At 39.5% G+C, this 18,708-nt stretch carries 15 protein-coding genes; 2 read left to right on the top strand and 13 right to left on the bottom strand.

Annotated features, from left to right (window positions below; all coding sequences use genetic code 11):
- Window positions 1–6 precede the first annotated feature (6 nt).
- From gatB to pcrA, 5 genes are all read right to left on the bottom strand, one after another.
- Window positions 7–1,437: an Asp-tRNA(Asn)/Glu-tRNA(Gln) amidotransferase subunit GatB gene (gene gatB, locus IGL70_RS05465; RefSeq protein WP_002288473.1), complete on the bottom strand. Its 1,431-nt coding sequence runs from the start codon at window positions 1,435–1,437 to the stop codon at window positions 7–9.
- Window positions 1,434–2,906 carry an Asp-tRNA(Asn)/Glu-tRNA(Gln) amidotransferase subunit GatA gene (gene gatA, locus IGL70_RS05460; RefSeq protein ID WP_002288475.1) on the bottom strand — a complete coding sequence of 491 codons (1,473 nt, stop codon included), beginning with the start codon at window positions 2,904–2,906 and terminating at the stop codon, window positions 1,434–1,436. Before gatA ends, gatB begins: the two co-directional genes overlap by 4 nt.
- Window positions 2,906–3,211 carry an Asp-tRNA(Asn)/Glu-tRNA(Gln) amidotransferase subunit GatC gene (gatC, locus tag IGL70_RS05455; RefSeq protein WP_104873818.1) on the bottom strand — a complete coding sequence of 102 codons (306 nt, stop codon included), beginning with the start codon at window positions 3,209–3,211 and terminating at the stop codon, window positions 2,906–2,908. Before gatC ends, gatA begins: the two co-directional genes overlap by 1 nt.
- 105 nt (window positions 3,212–3,316) lie before the next feature.
- Window positions 3,317–5,353, bottom strand: a complete 2,037-nt coding sequence (ligA, locus tag IGL70_RS05450; RefSeq protein WP_002323115.1) for an NAD-dependent DNA ligase LigA — start codon at window positions 5,351–5,353, stop codon at window positions 3,317–3,319.
- A gap of 16 nt (window positions 5,354–5,369) precedes the next feature.
- Entirely contained in the window at window positions 5,370–7,604 is a 2,235-nt protein-coding gene (pcrA, locus tag IGL70_RS05445) for a DNA helicase PcrA (RefSeq protein ID WP_002323985.1), read from the bottom strand.
- Window positions 7,605–7,758: 154 nt separating this feature from the next.
- Between pcrA and IGL70_RS05440 the strand changes: the two genes are divergently transcribed.
- The gene (locus IGL70_RS05440; protein ID WP_104873819.1) at window positions 7,759–9,318 is read left to right on the top strand and encodes a ClC family H(+)/Cl(-) exchange transporter; all 1,560 of its coding nucleotides are present in this window, start codon (window positions 7,759–7,761) and stop codon (window positions 9,316–9,318) included.
- A 110-nt stretch (window positions 9,319–9,428) separates the two neighbouring features.
- Here the strand turns inward: IGL70_RS05440 and IGL70_RS05435 are convergent, their stop codons facing one another.
- The 5 genes from IGL70_RS05435 to IGL70_RS05415 form a co-directional block, all read right to left on the bottom strand.
- The gene (locus IGL70_RS05435; protein WP_002331438.1) at window positions 9,429–11,360 is read right to left on the bottom strand and encodes a PTS fructose transporter subunit IIABC; all 1,932 of its coding nucleotides are present in this window, start codon (window positions 11,358–11,360) and stop codon (window positions 9,429–9,431) included.
- Window positions 11,361–11,377: 17 nt separating this feature from the next.
- Window positions 11,378–12,292 (bottom strand): 1-phosphofructokinase, encoded by a 915-nt coding sequence (pfkB, locus tag IGL70_RS05430; RefSeq protein ID WP_002288484.1) that lies wholly within the window; start codon window positions 12,290–12,292, stop codon window positions 11,378–11,380.
- On the bottom strand, window positions 12,289–13,041 hold the full coding sequence (locus IGL70_RS05425; protein WP_002288485.1) for a DeoR/GlpR family DNA-binding transcription regulator: 753 nt from the start codon (window positions 13,039–13,041) through the stop codon (window positions 12,289–12,291). The genes pfkB and IGL70_RS05425 overlap by 4 nt, the downstream gene beginning before the upstream one ends.
- Window positions 13,042–13,198: 157 nt before the next feature.
- Window positions 13,199–13,408, bottom strand: a complete 210-nt coding sequence (locus IGL70_RS05420; RefSeq protein WP_002294422.1) for a hypothetical protein — start codon at window positions 13,406–13,408, stop codon at window positions 13,199–13,201.
- 10 nt (window positions 13,409–13,418) lie between these two features.
- Window positions 13,419–14,747 carry a hypothetical protein gene (locus IGL70_RS05415; protein WP_002288487.1) on the bottom strand — a complete coding sequence of 443 codons (1,329 nt, stop codon included), beginning with the start codon at window positions 14,745–14,747 and terminating at the stop codon, window positions 13,419–13,421.
- Between the two features lie 135 nt (window positions 14,748–14,882).
- Between IGL70_RS05415 and IGL70_RS05410 the strand changes: the two genes are divergently transcribed.
- The gene (locus IGL70_RS05410) at window positions 14,883–15,038 is read left to right on the top strand and encodes an SPJ_0845 family protein (protein ID WP_002288488.1); all 156 of its coding nucleotides are present in this window, start codon (window positions 14,883–14,885) and stop codon (window positions 15,036–15,038) included.
- A 73-nt stretch (window positions 15,039–15,111) separates the two neighbouring features.
- Here IGL70_RS05410 and yihA read toward each other — a convergent pair whose 3' ends face one another.
- The 3 genes from yihA to tig all read right to left on the bottom strand — a co-directional run bounded on the left by yihA (window position 15,112) and on the right by tig (window position 18,568).
- Window positions 15,112–15,699, bottom strand: a complete 588-nt coding sequence (gene yihA, locus IGL70_RS05405; RefSeq protein WP_002288491.1) for a ribosome biogenesis GTP-binding protein YihA/YsxC — start codon at window positions 15,697–15,699, stop codon at window positions 15,112–15,114.
- An 82-nt stretch (window positions 15,700–15,781) separates the two neighbouring features.
- Complete coding sequence (gene clpX, locus IGL70_RS05400; protein ID WP_104873820.1) at window positions 15,782–17,032, bottom strand: ATP-dependent Clp protease ATP-binding subunit ClpX; 1,251 nt, start codon at window positions 17,030–17,032, stop codon at window positions 15,782–15,784.
- A 246-nt stretch (window positions 17,033–17,278) separates the two neighbouring features.
- Entirely contained in the window at window positions 17,279–18,568 is a 1,290-nt protein-coding gene (gene tig, locus IGL70_RS05395) for a trigger factor (RefSeq protein ID WP_104873821.1), read from the bottom strand.
- Window positions 18,569–18,708 lie beyond the last annotated feature (140 nt).

Below are 18,708 nucleotides of genomic sequence, written 5' to 3'. Positions count from 1 at the left end.
CAGCCTCTATCGTTTCGCTAATTCATCTTTAAGTAGCTTATTCACGACACCAGGATTTGCTTGTCCTTTAGTTGCTTTCATGATTTGACCGACTAGGAAGCCAACCGCACGATCTTTTCCATTTTTGAAATCATCGACAGATTGTTGGTTGTTATCCAAAATTTCATTAATGATTGGCAGTAGTTTGTTCGGATCAGATAATTGCACCCAACCATTTTTTTCAACTACTTCTTGGGCTTCTCCGCCATTTGTGATCAATTCACGGAAGACTTTTTTGGCGATTTTTGAGCTGATCGTTCCATCGGCGATCAAACGAATCATTCCTGCTAAGTTCTCAGGTGTCAATTTTGTCTCAGCTAATTCCAGTTTCTCACTGTTCAAGTAAGCAGAAACTTCACCCATCAACCAGTTAGATGCTTGCTTGGCATCTGCACCATTTTCCAAAACAGCTTCAAAAAAATCAGACATTTCTTTTGTAAGTGTCAATACCATTGCGTCATACTCTGGAAGTCCAAACTCACGGATATAGCGTTCGCGACGAGAAGCTGGCATCTCAGGCAAACTAGCTTTTACTTTTTGAATCCATTCGTCATCGATCACGAATTTCGGGATATCAGGCTCTGGGAAGTAACGATAATCACTAGACCCTTCTTTGACACGCATCAAAACTGTTTTATTCGTTGTTTCGTCAAAACGGCGTGTTTCTTGTTGGATTTCTCCTCCTGAAAGAAGAACTTTTGCTTGACGTTTTTCTTCAAAAGCTAAACCTTTTTTCACGAAAGATAAAGAGTTCAAGTTTTTCAATTCTGCTTTCGTACCGAACTCTTCTTGTCCATAAGGGCGAAGAGAAATATTGGCATCACAGCGCATAGAGCCTTCTTCCATTTTCACATCGCTGACTTCTGTAAATTGGATAATTGATCGCAATGCTTCTAGATAAGCGTATGCTTCTTCTGGTGAACGCATATCAGCTTCAGAAACGATTTCGATCAAAGGCGTGCCTTGTCGGTTCAAATCAACGTAAGAATAACCGCCAATACCATGCATGTTTTTTCCAGCATCTTCTTCTAAATGGACACGTTCGATCCGGATTTTTTTCTTTTTACCTTCTACTTCGATTTCGATCCATCCGTCATGACCGATTGGTTGATCAAATTGGGAAATTTGATATGCTTTTGGATTATCTGGGTAAAAGTAATTTTTCCGGTCAAAATGAGTATCTTTAGAGATTTCACAGTTTAATGCCAAAGCTGCTTTCATCCCGAATTCCAGCGCAGCTTTATTCATTACTGGCAGCACGCCTGGATAACCCCAGTCGATCACGTTTGTATTGCTGTTTGGTTCTGCACCAAAATGAGCTGGCGCTGGAGAGAAAATTTTTGAGTTGGTTTTTAACTCGACGTGGACTTCTAGTCCAATGACTGTTTCAAAATTCATTCGTCTTTCCCTCCTAAAATAGCTGGTTGTTGTTTATGGAATTCTGTTGCTTGTTCAAACGCATATGCCGCTTGATACATCGTTTTTTCATCAAAATAATTACCGATGATCTGCAATCCAACTGGTAATCCTTCTGATAAACCTGCCGGTACAGACATACCTGGAAGTCCAGCCAAGTTGACAGGGATCGTTAAGATGTCACTCATGTACATTGTGATTGGATCGTTAATGTTCTCACCGATTCCGAATGCAACTGTTGGTGAAGATGGCCCGATGATCAAGTCATAATCTGCAAAGACTTTTTCAAAATCTCGTTTGATCAATGTACGGACTTGTCCTGCTTTTTTGAAGTAAGCGTCATAATAACCCGCGCTTAAGGAGAATGTACCTAACATGATACGGCGTTTTACTTCTTCACCGAATCCTTCTGAACGTGAGTTGACATATACATCATCTAATGATTTCACATTTTCAGAGCGATAACCGTAGCGGATACCATCGAATCGTTGCAAATTGGAACTTGCTTCTGATGAGGCAATGATATAATAAACAGCCACACCGTATTTTGAATGAGGCAAGCTGACTTCTTCCACAACAGCACCTAATGAACGGAATGTTTCTGCTGCTTTCAATACAGCTTCTTTTACGCCAGGGGCCACACCTTCGCCTAAGTATTCTTTAGGTAAAGCAATCTTCATTCCTTTGATGTCGCCTGTCAGTCCCTCTGCAAAATCAGGAACTGAAACGCCTGAAGAAGTACCGTCTTTTTCGTCATAACCGCTGATAGCTGTCAATGCTAATGCATTATCTTTCACCGTACGGGTCATTGGTCCGATTTGGTCAAGAGATGAAGCAAAGGCAATCAAACCAAAACGTGAGACACGGCCATAAGTAGGTTTCATCCCTACGATGCCGTTAAAAGCTGCTGGTTGGCGGATACTTCCCCCAGTATCACTACCTAAAGAAACTGGAATTTGTCCAGCTGCAACTGCTGCTGCAGAACCACCAGAAGAGCCACCAGGTACTTTTGTTGGGTCCCAAGCATTTTTTGTTTTCTTGAAATAAGAAGTTTCTGTACTTCCACCCATAGCAAATTCATCCATGTTTAGCTTACCAACAGGGATCATATCTGCTTGATAGATTTTATCCATGACCGTTGCATCATAAATTGGTTCAAAATTGTAAAGGATCTTAGATGCAGCGGTTGTCAAGATATCTTTTGTTACGATATTATCCTTGATACCAATTGGAATACCAGCAAGGACGTTGCTTTCATCAATCCCTTTTTCATCTAAAGCTTTTGCCTGTTCCAATGCTTTTTCTTCGTTCAATGTAATGAATGCCTCGACCTCAGGCTCTGTTTCTTTGATTCGTTCAAATGTTGTTTTTGTCAAATCTTGTACAGTGATTTCTTTCGATACAAGCATATGATGCAGTTCTTCTAGAGAACGATTGTGTAATTCTGTCATTATGCGCCAGCCTCCCCATTATCGATGATTGCGGGTACTTTGATAAAGCCGTCTTCTGTTTCCGGCACATTTTTCAATAATTCATCGCGGTTCCATCCAGCTTGCGCCCGATCTTGTCGCATCACGTTTACTGTTTCAACCACATTCGACGTAAATGGAACACCTTCCGTATCTACTTCTTCCAGCATTTTAACCATATCGATGATTTTACCTAATTGGTCGGTAAAACTTGCAAGTTCTTCATCTGCGAACGCAAGTTTTGCTAATTTGGCAACGTGTTTCACTTGTTCTTCACTAATCGCCATACTACCCCTTCTTTCTAAACGAGTTAAAAACTTTGCTCTCTATTTTAACACAAGAGTGCCGTGTCTGAAATTGTTTATTGAAATTTGTCTGAAAAAACTCATTTTTCATTCTTCTACTGAGCGACTTTTAGCCAATGCATCTGCCATTTGATCTTCTGTCCAAACTTCGATTCCTAATTCTTGTGCTTTGGTCAGCTTGCTGCCAGCATCTTCTCCTGCTACCACGATATCCGTTTTTTTCGATACGCTACCAGTCACTTTCCCGCCAAGATTTTCGATCGTCTCTTTTGCTTCTTCACGAGTAAATCGTGTTAGTTTACCAGTAAGGACTACTGTTTTTTCTTTAAAAGGAGACTCGACTTCTTGCAATTGGGCATTTCGAAGCCCTTTGTATTCGAAATTGACGCCTGCTTGTTTTAATTCATTCATCAATTCATGGACTTCTTCGTTACTGAAATAAGTGACTACACTGTCGGCAATGATATCACCGATCGTATCAAGCGCAATAATCGACTCATAGTCACTTTTACTCAATGTTTCTAGATCACCGAAATGTTCTGCTAAAATTTTTGCTGCTTTCGCTCCGACATGTCGGATTCCTAAACCGAAAATCAACCGCTCGACCGAATTATCTTTGCTGTTGTCGATTGCTGTTAAAATATTATTTGCTGATTTTTCTTTTATTTTGTCCAACGTCAATAACTCTTCTTCTGTCAATTTGTAAAGATCAGCAACATCTGCTACTAGTTTTTTATCATACATCTGTTCTAGTACGCGCGGCCCCAACCCATCGATATTCATCGCATTTCTTGAAACAAAGTGGTTCAAACCTTCTTTCATTTGAGCAGGGCATTTAGGATTGATGCACCGTAAGGCTACTTCTTCATCCAAATGGACAAGTTCACTTCCACAAACTGGACAATGTGTAGGCAATTGGTATTCTTCGCTGTCTTTAGGTCGTTTATCTAACACGACTTGCGAAACTTCTGGGATGATGTCTCCCGCTTTATAAATCAGAACTGTATCTTTCAAGCGGATATCCTTCAACTTAATATAATCACCGTTATGCAGGCTGGCACGGCTTACTGTCGTTCCTGCTACTCGGACTGGTGTCATGATAGCTGTTGGCGTTACTACCCCTGTTCGACCGACTGTCCATTCGATGTTTTCGATTAGCGTTTCAACTTCTTCTGGCGGAAACTTGTAAGCTGCTGCCCATCTCGGTGCTTTGACAGTAAAACCAAGTTGATCTTGTAGCGAGAATTCATTCACTTTGATGACGATTCCATCGATTTCATAGGGCAAATCCACACGTTTGTCATGATATTCTTCAATGTATGACCACACTTCATCAATCGAATGACATAGACGTTTTTCCCGATTCGTGTGGAATCCAATTTTTTCTAGCTCTTCTAGCGCATCATACTGGGTTTTTGCTTGCATAGGACCGAAATCAGCTACTGTGTATAAAAAAGTGTCCAGATTTCTTTTCGCTGTGATTTTAGAATCTAACTGACGCAAAGAACCAGCTGCGGCGTTCCGAGGATTCGCAAAGATATCTTTTCCCTCTGCTTCTCTGTCTTGGTTCAATTGGACAAATGACCGTTTTGGCATGAAACATTCGCCTCTTACTTCGATGTTCATTGGTTCTTTTAATTTGATTGGGACCGATCGGACAGTTTTTAGGTTTTCAGTGATGTTTTCTCCTACAGTTCCATCCCCGCGAGTCGCACCTCTCACGAAATTTCCATCTTCATAACGCAAAGAAACGGAAAGTCCATCTATTTTTAGTTCACAGCAATAGTCAACTACACGTCCCACTGCTTTTTGTACACGTTGATCAAAAGCTATCAGCTCTTCTTTGCTGAAAACGTCGTTCAAACTGTAAAGCGGAATATCATGAGTGACTTTTTCAAAACCTTCTAATACTTTTCCGCCTACTCGTTGAGTGGGAGAATCAGACGTGATCAAATCAGGATATTGTTCCTCGATTGCTACTAATTCTGCGTATTCTTTATCATAAACATAGTCTTCCACTGTTGGTTTATCTTCTACGTAGTATTCGCGAGACCATTGGTTCAGTCTTGTACGAAGTTCTTCTGCTCGTTTAGCAGCTTCGTCAATCGTCATTTCATGTTCCATCATTTACCCTCCACTACTAAGCTTTTTCAATTGGCGCAAAGGCAGCCAAAAGACGTTTTACTCCTTGACTTGGGAAAGCCACATCTAGTTCTAGATCCTTCGACGTCCCGCTTACTCGGACGACTGTTCCTAGACCCCATTTTTTGTGTTTGACTTTATCTCCAGGTTTCCAGCTGTTATTTTCCCCTCCAGTAGCACTTTTAGAGGGAACAACCGCTGTCTCTGGCTGTTTATAGCTATATGCTGTTTTTTTAGCGAATACAGGTGTTTTTTTAGGCGTAGGACGCATGCCTTCGATTTCCAGTAACTCCTGATCGATTTCTTCTACAAAACGAGAAGGTCGGTTATATTGCGTCCGTCCATATAATGTTCTGGAGAAAGCATTTGTTAAATACAACGCTTCTTCTGCTCGCGTGATCCCCACATATGCGAGACGGCGTTCTTCTTCCAGTTCGCTTTCTTCCATCAATGCTCGAGATAAAGGAAAAACCCCCTCTTCTAGACCAATCAGGAATACAACTGGGAATTCTAATCCTTTGGCTGCATGCAAAGTCATCAATGTCACTTGGGAAGCATCTTCTTCTAAATTGTCAATGTCGGAAACAAGTGCCAGATCATTTAAGAAGACCGTTAGTTTTTCTTCTGGTGCATCAGCGTCTTCTTCATTTTGCTGTTCGAATTGTTTGTCGAATTCTTGTGTGACCGTTAAAAATTCCTCCAAGTTTTCGATGCGTGCTTGTGCTTCTAATGTATTTTGGATTTTTAAGTCTTCTAGATATCCGCTACGATCCAAAACCTCTTTCGTCAATTCTGTCACTGTCAAGTATGGGATCATCTGAGTGACTTCTTGGATCATCTCTCCAAATGCACCTAATTGCTGTCCTGCTTTTCCACCGATATTTGCCAGATCCACATTTTGCGCTGCTTCAAGCAGTGGCCATTCATGAAGAGAAGCAAAACTGCGTAGTTTTTCGATAGATCCTGGTCCGATGCCTCGTTTGGGCGAATTAACGATACGCTCAAAACTGATTGAATCTTGAGGATTTGCCAGCACATTCAAATACGCTAAAATATCTTTGATTTCTTTACGATCGTAGAACTTGTGCCCTCCAACCATTTTATAAGGAATATTTGCTTTCAACAGAGTTTCTTCCATTACACGAGATTGTGCGTTCGTCCGGTACAAGATGGCAAAGTCGCCGTAATTCCGATGATTGCTTCGAATCTCTTCTTGCATCCGGTCTACGATAAAACGGGTTTCGTCTCGTTCATTATCTGCACGGTAGTAAGTGATCTTGTTTCCTTCTTTGTTTTCTGTCCACAAGTTTTTTGGTTTTCGATTGCTATTGTTTTCAATGACTTGGTTTGCTGCGCTAAGGATGTTTTTCGTGGAGCGATAGTTTTGTTCTAGCAAAATTACTGCAGCATCTGGATAATCTTTTTCAAAATCCAAGATGTTCTGCATATCTGCACCGCGCCAGCCGTAAATACTTTGATCTGCATCTCCCACGACGCACAGGTTCCTAAATCTACCTGCCAATAAATTGACTAGCGTATACTGTGCGTGATTTGTATCTTGGTACTCATCTACATGAATATAATGGAATTTGTTTTGATAATATGTGAGTGAATCAGGATGTTCTTCAAATAATCGAATCGTATTCATGATCAGGTCGTCAAAGTCCATACATTGATTATATTGAAGCTCTTTTTGGTAAGCAGCATAACATTTTGCCGCAATCTCTTCGTAATAACTACCTTGCATTTTTGTAAAATCCTGAGGGGTCTGCAGACTGTTTTTTGCTTGAGAGATTGTTCCTAATATACTTCGAGGATCATATTTTTTCGGATCAATGTTCAGTTCTTTTAGTATCCGTTTCATCAAGGTCAGCTGTTCAGAAGAATCGATGATTGTAAAGTTCCGGTTATACCCGATAAAATCAACATCTCTTCTTAAAATACGCACACACATCGAGTGAAAAGTCGATACCCAGACATCTTCGCCTCCAGATGCGAGAATCGCATTGACACGTTCTTTCATTTCTTTTGCAGCCTTATTGGTAAAAGTAATCGCTAGGATGTTCCAAGGATTGACTTCTTTTTCCTCAATCAAATAGGCAATGCGGTGTGTCAGCACTCTCGTCTTTCCACTTCCTGCACCTGCCATTAGCAGTAATGGTCCGTCAGTGTGAAGAACAGCTTCTTTCTGACGGGGGTTCATCCCGTTTAATAATTCAGCTTTGGATGACATTAACAACATCCTTTCTTTTATCAATCTTGTTAATTATAGCATTTTCTTGGCTTTCATTAAACTAGCTAGTTCAAAATCATTTGTTTCTTTTTATGGATTTTCCCTTGTCAATTCGTTGATTTCGCGCTAAATTAAAAGAAAGCGAGGCGTTTGAATGGAAAAAAAAGGGAAAATCAAGAAATTAGATAAGACTCAGATATATTTTATTCTAAAAGGAATATTTGTTGGACTGCTGACAGGAATCGTCGTTAGCCTGTTTCGATTATCTATCGAAAAGCTAAGCGATTTAGTTCGAAGTATCTATGAAATGAGTCGGGAACAGCCGATTTACTTAATTGGCCTAGCTATTTGCTGCATCCTTGCAGCATTTTTCGTGGGTTATCTGGTCAAAAATGAACCGGATATCAAGGGAAGCGGGATTCCACAAGTAGAGGGACAGCTTCGCGGGGAATTATCAATGAACTGGTTCTCTGTTTTATGGAAAAAGTTCATTGGCGGTGTACTTTCAGTTGGTGCGGGCCTTTTTCTAGGTAGAGAAGGACCTTCTATACAGCTTGGTGCATCCATTGGACAAGGAGCTGGACAATTGTTTCGGAGTCCATCTTCAGAAGAAAAGATTTTAATTTCTAGCGGTGCAAGTAGCGGACTTGCAGCAGCATTCAATGCTCCTATCGCAGGATTACTCTTTGTTTTAGAAGAAATCCATCACTCCTTTTCTCCACTTGTTTGGCTGACATCATTTGCTTCAGCAATCACTGCTAACTTCGTCTCTCTTTACTTTTTCGGCTTGAGACCTGTTTTATATCTAGGTGACCTTCCTTCTTTGCCGTTGAAATATTATGGTTCCTTAGTGATCTTAGGAGTACTTCTAGGCGTCTTAGGTTTTATTTATCAGAAGGTCTTGCTGGCTTTGCCAAAATTTTACAACCGATTGCCTTTACCAACTTATTTTCACGGGTTCGTTCCTTTCTTGCTGATTTTGCCAATTGGTTATTTATGGCCTAGTACGCTAGGCGGAGGCAATCAAATCGTTTTAGCTTTTGGACATGCTTCCTTGCCAATCATTATGATTATCGGTTTGTTTGTTCTTCGATTCGTTTTTTCCATGATTTCTTACGGTGGTGGTCTTCCAGGGGGGATTTTCCTTCCGATATTGACATTGGGGGCTTTAATCGGTAGCTTTTATGGAAACATTATGGTTGATTTCGGAATGGATCCAATCTACATCAAGGATTTTGTCGTTATTGCCATGGCTGGTTATTTCACAGCGATTGGAAAAGCACCGCTGACAGCAATTATTTTAGTGACAGAAATGGTTGGCTCTCTTAATCATCTGATGCCTTTAGGATTGGCTGCTCTTGTTGCTTATATCGTCAATGACCTTCTCGGCGGTAATCCAATTTACGAATCATTATTGGAACGTCTACTTGGAAATACTCAGACCGCCTCACTAAAAGGTGCAAGGACAACTTTTGATTTTCCAGTAACGGCAGAGAGTTCTTTAGACGGATTAATGGTACGAGACTTCAATTGGCCTAGAAATATGCTGCTAATCTCTATACGCAGAGGAAATCAGGAAATCTTGACTCACGGTGATACGATCATGAATGTAGGAGATATTTTGGTTATCTTGACTGATGAAGCAAACTTGCCAAGAATCAAGCAGGAAATCGAGGCTAAATCTTCTATCACAAATTTGAAGCAATCATTTTAACGAACATGGAAAAACTATTTTACAACAACTATTCATCTACACTACTTAATTCTATATGATTCTATAAAAAAAGAAGAGGCTGGGAAAACCCAGCCTCTTCTTTTTTATTTCTATGCTTCTGCTGCTGCAGGAGCTTTTCTCAATAACCCATAAATCACACCAGATACGACTGCTCCGATAGCAATAAACACCAAATACATGACCGGGTGACTCAGTAAGAATACAACGAAAATCCCGCCGTGAGGAGCCAGTAATTTGATCCCGAAAGCTCCGACTAATCCGCCAGTTAAAGCAGAACCAATAATAAAACTTGGAATGGCACGAATCGGGTCAGCTGCTGCAAATGGAATCGATCCTTCCGTGACAAACGATAGTCCCATCACGATATTCGTCAAACCAGCATCTTGATCTGTTTTGCTGAATTTATTCTTAAACAAACGTGTAGCAACGAAAATTGCCAATGGAGGTACCATTCCTCCAGCCATAACAGAAGCCATCACGACACTTCCGCCAGTTGCAACAGTCGTAGCTAAAGTTGCTGTACCAAACACATAAGCGGCTTTGTTGATTGGACCGCCTAAATCTGCCGCCATCATTCCAGCTAATAATGCACCAAGTAAAGCAGCATTCGAACCACTCATACTTGTCAAGAAACCGTTCAATGCATCATTGATTGCTTTCATAGGGACATTGACCAGCAACATCAAGAAACCAGTAATCAGTAAGCCAAACACTGGATAAAAGAGGATCGTTTTAATTCCATCCAATGATTTTGGTAAGTTCTTGAATAATTTACGTAAAAATACGATGACATAACCAGCTAAGAATCCACCAATCAGTGCACCTAAGAATCCTGCACCGCCTGTATTAGCTAATGCACCAGCAGCAAATCCAACGATCAAACCAGGGCGGTCACCGATACTTGAAGCAATAAATCCTGCTAATACCGGCAGCATGAAACCAAATGCAGCTTGTCCGATTTGGTTGAACCAGCTAGCAGCTTGATTGTAATTCCCTAGATTTGATAATTGATCATGTGGCACGCCAATAAATTGGTCGATCATGAAAGAAAGCGCAATAGCGATTCCTCCACCAATAACGAAAGGTAACATGTGTGATACGCCGTTCATCAAATCTTTGTAAATTCTTTGTCCGATAGTACCATCCGCATTTCCTTCTTCTGAACTGCTTTCTTTTCCATCACCATGGAATACTGGTGCAGTACCACTAAGGGCTAGATTGATCAGCTCTTCTGGTTTACGGATACCATCACTGACAGGACGATTGATCAGTTCTTTTCCGTCAAAGCGATTCATCTCTACTTTTTTGTCTGCTGCAACGATTACACCTTCTGCACGGGCGATGTCTTCAGCAGTCAATCGGTTTTTGATTCCTTCTGAACCGTTCGTTTCGACTTTGATCTCCACACCCATTTCTTTCGCTTTTTTCTTCAGAGCATCTTCTGCCATGTAAGTGTGAGCGATCCCTGTTGGACAAGCTGTAACGGCAACAACGAATTTTCTTTCTGGATGAGCAGAAGCTTCTGCAGCTTGTGTTTCTTGTTCTGCTTTTTCTTCTGCTTCTTTTTGCTCTTCAGCTGTTTGGAACAAGTCTTGGACTTCTTCTGGTGTATTTGCTTCTTTTAATTTTCCTACGAAATCTGCATCAATCAGCAATCGAGATAGTGCTGCTAATGCTTGCAAATGTGTGTCGTTTGCGCCTTCTGGAGCTGCGATCATGAAAAACAGATAAGTTGGCTGTCCGTCTAAGGCTTCATAATCTACTCCTTTTTGGCTTTTTGCGAATAAAACTGTTGCTTCTTTAACTGCACTATTTTTCGCGTGAGGCATGGCGATTCCATCACCAAGACCTGTAGAAGTTTGTGCTTCACGGGCTAGAATTCCTTCTTTATATGTGTCGATATCGGAAATCCGGCCGGCATCAAACATTTTTTGGACCATTTCATCGATTGCGCCTTTTTTATCAGTCGCTTGCAAATCCATGATCATCGCTTCTTTGACCATTAAATCCTTGATATTCATGATTATCCTCCTTGAAACTAATCAATTTTTGTGATTTCAACTTCTGGCAGCAACTCATCAATCAATTCGCGAGCTGCCAAGTCATCAGAAAAAGCTGTTGCGCTTCCGCAAGCAACTCCCCATTTAAAGGCTTCGATTGGATCTTTCGTACGGCTGTAAGCCCCAATAAAGCCGGCAATCATTGAATCCCCTGCACCTACTGAATTTTTCAATGGGCGAACTAATACATTCGTTTTATAAGTTCCTTGTTCCGTGAAGAGCAAAGCACCGTCTCCAGCCATTGAGATCAGCACATTCTGTGCCCCTTCAGCTAGCAATTTTTTACCATACGGAATGATTTCTTCTACAGATTGGAAGGTTGTGTTGTAAAGCTCAGCTAATTCGTGATTGTTTGGTTTGATCAACAACGGTTTCTTAACAAGTGCATTTTTTAGGTCATCACCTGTTGTATCAATCACGAAATCTGCACCTTTTTCTCGAATGATATCAATCAGTTCTTGATAAAATCCTTTTCGCAGGCTAGCTGGCGCGCTTCCTGACAATACGACGATATCTCCTTGTCCTACTGTTCCTAATGCTTGCTTCAACTCATCGATTTCTTCATCTGAAATAGATGGGCCTAAGCCATTGATCTCAGTTTCAGTGTCTGATTTTAGTTTGATATTGATTCTTGTATCTTCTTTTACGGTTGTGAACAAAGACTGGATTTGTTCTTTTTCAAGCCACTTCGAAATAAATTCGCCAGTGAACCCTCCTAAAAACCCTAGTGCTGTAGATTGAGAATCGATCCGTTTCAAAATACGGGAAACATTGATCCCTTTTCCTCCAGGTAACTTGAAGTCTTCCTTCATTCGGTTCAAATCGCCTAGTTTTAACCCATCTACGCGTACGATATAATCAATTGATGGATTAAGTGTTACTGTGTAAATCATTGTATTGCCTCCTTAATTGTTGTCTTTTCACGGAATTCATTAACGAATTCTAATGGACAACGCTCGGTTATGATCGTGGCTGCTTCCAAAGGTGCAACAGAGGTGAAGGACAACTGGTTGAATTTGGTATGATCAATCAATACAAATGTCTCTTCGGAATTTTTCATGGCTAAACGTTTAACAGCTGCCTCTTCTGGATCCGGAGTCGTGAATCCTTGTTCAAGATGGGCACCGTTCATTCCCATAAATGCTTTATTAAAATGAAAATTTTTTAGTTGTTCTATCGCATTAGATCCTAAAACAGCATTAGTGGCCAGCTTTATCGTTCCACCTAAAATAATGGTAGCAAGCTCCAAATCAACTAAATTTGCCGCATGTTGAACGGAATTTGTCACTACTGTGATCTGTTTTCCTTGCAGAAAAGGAATCATTTCTAACGTAGTAGAGCCAGCGTCTAAATAAATGACATCTTCGTCATTAATGGTTTCAGCTGCCGATTTGGCGATTTGCTGTTTTTCGTGAACGTTTTTGAGTGATTTTTCACTCATATTCTGCTCAAAATTCAATAATTGCTCTTTCTTAGCTCCGCCATGAACTCTTTCTAGAAACCCACTATTCTCCAGCTCTTGTAAATCACGTCTTATCGTTGATTCAGAAGCATTCAAAAGGTTTACAAGATCTTGTGATTTCACGATTTTCTGCTGTTCAAGCAAGTCTAGGATTTTTTGTCTGCGTTCCTCTGTAAGCATTTTCACGATCACCTCAATACAAATAATAGCATATTTTTTTTCTACTCGCAATATAAATCAGTCAAAAACGTTCATAAAAATTATAAATCAGTCAAAAAAAATAAAAAACCAGTCAAAAAGACTGGTTTTTTATTTTTTTGTCTATCATCAAGCCGTTTTATCGTTTTTTATTTTCGCTTCTTGTTTTTTTCATATAAACAGAAGCAGGTTTTCTTTCCTTATGAAGAAGATAATAATAAAGTCCCATCCCGCCAAACATGACCAAAAAACCGATGACTGATCGAATAGGAAAATTAGGAACAAAAAAGAGACAGACGGATAATAATGATGCCGGAACCATTATTCGATAATAGAGTTGTTTATCCATTTTCTTCACCTCATATTTTTTGTAAAGTAATCAATTGTTCTAATTCTCGGTAATCTAAAAATTGCACACGCAGATGCTGCTCACCTTTCTTGACATCGAATTGGATACTTCGCCGCTTTTTCTTTATTCGTTTGAAGGTAACATCAGAGAGTCTATGTTTGATTTCCTTTAACGGTAATTCTGACAGGGATTCTGAAGGAACATAGATTCTTAAGGATAAAAGATACTCTTGATATTTTTCATCTGTTACCTCTACTTCTAGATATTCCCTAATATAATAACAATAAGCTTCGATTCCATTATCCAAAGCAACAGTCGGATCGATAACTTTATAGCACATCATGCGTGAGCGATTCTCGTCAACCCAAGGAAAATACGCCTGAGCATTTAGTGTTCCGCGAACACGCCTTTCTTTATAATCTCCTTGTTGGATATCATAACTTTTTGTTACAAAAAATGAAGCATTCTTTTTAGGAACAGGTTGCATTTGTGCATTCTGATACTGGACAGATTGGATCGTATGGTCAGTGTAAATGTATTCAACGAATGGCGGTTTCAATAAACCGACACCATTGTCCCAAGCAAGATGATCAAACCCAAGCTGGTCCCTAAAATAGGATTGAAACATTTGATTGTTTGGCTTTTGCCAGTTAAAGGGGTCTCGATAAAGCTGGATACATATGACTTCGTTTTCTAATTCCTTCACTTTTTCTACTTGTTGGATGTCGAGAAAAATCGGTTTAGGGATGATTTGATGATAATAGCGACTATAATACATTTCCCAACACGAAGTGAAACATAAACCTTGGTAAAAAAGATCGTATCCTGGAAATTGGTTGCAATCGACTACTACTTCCCCGTTTTGTTGTTTCATTTTAGGTAAATGTTCGATTTCATCCTTTTTCTCAAACAATAGCCGTTGAGAGATCTGTTTTGTATTGTGATAGATAAACTCGCTATAAGCTCGCATATAGGCGAACACCCCATGAGCAATCATTTTTTTCTGAATGAAGTCTCGAATCAAAAATTGCTTTTCTTTGAAAACAGAGATAGACAATACATTTTTTATCAATAATTGATTATCTTCCAAGCGAAAACTACATTCGTTCTCGTCATTTCCTACAACTAACCAACTTTCGTCTCTTACCGATGCTAGCATTATTTTTTCTTGAAGCTTTCGAAGATCATACGGATCCGCTTGTTGTGTGAAAGAGCGGATAAATGTTGGCTGGATCAACAGACGTGTCAAAATAGCCCAATCGCTTATTTCCTGTTTTTTTTCTTCTTCATTTAAGTCTGTGAGCTGGATAGTCATCAATAATTTATCTTCGCCAATCATTTTCTCACCTCTTTCAAATCTTTTTATAATTTAATTATAACCAATGATAAAGAAAAACTAAAACTTTATGTCTTAGAAACCAATTTGGACGATTACATGATAGACTAAGTAAAAAGAAACAAAGAGGTGTTTACAATGGGGTTGAAATTTGAACGTACAGATAATTTAGATAAACTTTTCGAATCATTTGCTGTCGATCCGGAAAAAACAGTTGCACCAAAAGAAGAGATCGATCGATTTCTAAAACCACAGCCACAAAATGAAAAGAAAAAAGACAAGAAACAAAAGTAAGTTAAGCTCAAAAAAAGACTTACCAGCCAAACTTTTATGAAAGAGTTTGACTGGTAAGTCTTTTTTATTCTTTTTATGATTCAATTGCTTGTTCGATTGCTGCCCACGCTTCTTCTTTTCCCTGTTTTGTAACGGAAGAAAAGAGAATAAACGTGTCATTGCGATCAAAATCCAACGCTTTTTTGATTTCGCTCTCATGCTTGTTCCATTTACCACGAGGGATCTTATCTGCCTTAGTGGCAACAACAATTACAGGGATATCATAATACTTCAAAAATTGATACATCTGGATATCTTCTTGAGAAGGCTTATGACGCAAATCTACTAAAGAAACGACCGCACGTAGCTGGTCTCTAGTCGTTAAATATGTCTCGATCATCTTTCCCCATTTTGCTCGCTCAGTTTTGGATACTTTTGCATACCCATATCCCGGAACATCGACAAAATGTAATGCGTTCTCGATCAAATAAAAATTCAATGTCTGGGTCTTTCCTGGCTTACCGGAAGTACGGGCTAAATTCTTTCGATCAATCAATGTGTTGATAAAAGAAGATTTCCCTACATTTGATCGTCCTGCCAGAGCTATTTCTGGCAATTGTGTATCTGGATATTGTTTTGGTGCCACTGCACTTATGATAATTTCAGCTTGATGGACTTTCATGGTCTCTCTCCTTAACAAGGTGATGAATAAAGCAAGCGGCTGTCGCAAAAGCCAAAATGACTTTTACGGCAGCCTCTTTTCATCAACCCGCTTTTTTCTCTGAATCTTTATAGATTACTGTTGGCTCACCAGACAATTCAGCTGCTTCTTTTGTGATAATCACTTTTTCGATGTTTTCATTTGAAGGGATATCAAACATCACATCCATCATGATTTCTTCAATGATGGAACGAAGTCCTCGAGCACCGGTATTGCGTTCGATTGCTTTTTTCGCAATGGCTCTCAACGCTTCAGGTTCGAATTCAAGTTCGGTATCATCTAGAGAAAGAAGTTTTTGATATTGTTTGACTAGCGCATTTTTCGGCTCAGTCAAGATCCGTACCAGATCATCTGTTGTCAATTTCTCTAAAGCTGCCATAACAGGTAATCGTCCGATAAACTCAGGGATCAATCCGAATTTTAGTAAATCTTCAGGAATGATATGCTGCATGACACTTTCGTCTTCAGAAAGTTTTTGGTTTTGTGTACCAAATCCAATCGTCTTTTCGCCCATACGATTCTTCACAATCGTTTCGATGCCATCAAATGCACCACCTACGATGAACAATATGTTCGTCGTATCAATCTGAATAAATTCTTGATGTGGATGTTTACGTCCGCCCTGAGGTGGCACACTTGCAACAGTTCCTTCTAGAATTTTCAGCAAGGCTTGTTGGACACCTTCGCCGGAAACGTCACGAGTAATGGATACATTTTCGCTTTTACGCGCAATTTTATCGATCTCATCAATATAGATGATCCCTTTTTCTGCACGTTCCACATTGTAATCAGCAGATTGAAGCAATTTAAGCAAAATGTTTTCTACATCTTCCCCCACATAACCAGCTTCTGTCAAACTTGTCGCATCTGCGATTGCAAAAGGTACATTCAATGTTTTTGCTAATGTTTGTGCTAAAAATGTTTTACCAGACCCTGTAGGTCCGATCAAGCAGATATTGCTTTTTTGCAGTTCAACATCATCTGTGTTTTCTTGTGCTTGCTGATTGACACGTTTATAGTGATTGTATACGGCAACAGCTAACGAGCGTTTTGCGCGATCTTGTCCAATCACGTAGTTATTCAATACTTCAAGAATTTCTAGTGGTTTAGGGACTTCAGTGAATTCGCGTACAGCTTCTTCAGAAAATTCTTCATCAATGATTTCTTTACATAGGTCGATACATTCATTACAGATGTAGACCCCTGGACCAGCTACGATCTTTTTCACTTCTTCTTGGGTTTTCCCGCAAAAAGAACAGCGTACGGTCTCATTGCTACTTGGATTGTCATACATGGTCTTCACCCCTTAACTTGCAAAAAGTATGCAAGAAACTATCAAAGACTTTACAGTCTTTTACTATCATAACATAGTTTAGTAAAAAGAAAAAGTGTTTAACAAAGGATCAACTGACCTATACCTTTGCATTTTTTACTCTTAACAAAAAATAAGGAACTGTGACAAAATCGTGTCACAGTCCCTTATTTCGAATAAACAATTTTCTAGAAGTAGCTTCTTCAGAAATGATTTATTACTTGATTTCTATTCTTTCGCTTCTGTCGCTGTACCTGTGATCAATTCGATTGCTTTTTTCATTGTCACATCATGTTCCAGCATATCTTCTGTCAACACGCGTTTGATTTGTTCGATTGGCATGTTGTATGTTTCTGATAATTCTTGGATTTCTGCATTGATTTCTTCTTCTGTTGCTTGAAGATTTTCAGCAGCTGCAATTGCTTCGATCACAAGATTTGTTCTTGTGCGCATTTCTGCTTCACCTTCGAATTGTTTATGCAAGTCTTCTTCTGTAGAACCAGTTAATTGATAGTACATTTCAGGAGAGATACCTTGACGTTGCATGTTGTTCAAGAATTCGTCCATTGAACGATGTACTTCATCATGAACCATCACGTGTGGCAATTCAACGATTTCTGCGTTTTCAACAGCCATACGGATCGCTGCTTCATCTTTTGCATCGTCCGCTGCTTTTTCTTTTGTTTCTACTAATTCTTTGCGATATTTTTCTTTCAATTCGTCTAATGTTGATACTTCGTCATCAACATCTTTTGCGAATTCGTCATCTAATTCAGGCACTTCTTTTGCTTTTACTTCATGGATTGTCACTTTGAAGACTGCTTCTTTTCCAGCAAGATCTTCTGCTTGATAATCTTCTGGGAAAGTTACATTTACATCTAGACTTTCACCTGATTTATGACCAACTAATTGATCTTCAAAACCTGGAATGAATGAGCCTGAACCTAATTCAAGTGAGTAATTTTCGCCTTTTCCGCCATCAAACGCTTCGCTATCTACAAAGCCTTCGAAGTCGATTACTACTGTATCGCCATTTTCAGCTGCAGCATCTTCTTTGATAACTAATTCAGCTTGTGCTTCTTGTTCACGTTTGATACGTGCATCCACGTCAGCATCTGTTACTTCACGGTCTTGTTTTTCAACAACTAGATCTTTATATTGTCCTAATTTTACTTCTGGTTTCACTGTTACTTCAGCAGTGATTACCCAGTCTTGACCTTTTTCCATGCTTTCAACATCGATTTTTGGTTGAGAAACAGGATCGATGCCAGCTTCTTTGACAGCAGCTTCATAAGCTTCTGGTAATACAGCATTCAATGCATCTTCATATAAAGCTTCTTCACCGTACATACGGTTGAATACTTGACGAGAAACTTTCCCTTTACGGAATCCAGGTACGTTCAAGCTTTTTTTCACTTTATTAAACGCAGTTGTTAATCCTTTTTGGATTTCGTCTTGCGCAATCGTAAATTTTAAAACACCATCATTCGTGCCTTTTTTTTCAAATGTTGCAGTCATTTAATTCCCTCCGAGTTTAGAAATTCATTTTATACATCAAAAACGTTTCATGCATACCTTTAAATAGTACACTAACCCTTTCAAATTGTAAACATATTGAATGGATAGAATCCTTGTTTTTCATAACATTTTTATCTTTT

The sequence above is a fragment of the Enterococcus sp. DIV0901a genome, from assembly GCF_051711525.1.
GTDB classification, from domain to species: domain Bacteria; phylum Bacillota; class Bacilli; order Lactobacillales; family Enterococcaceae; genus Enterococcus_B; species Enterococcus_B faecium.
Note: the sequence above shows the minus strand (reverse complement) of the source record. Positions and strands in the feature narration are given on the sequence as shown.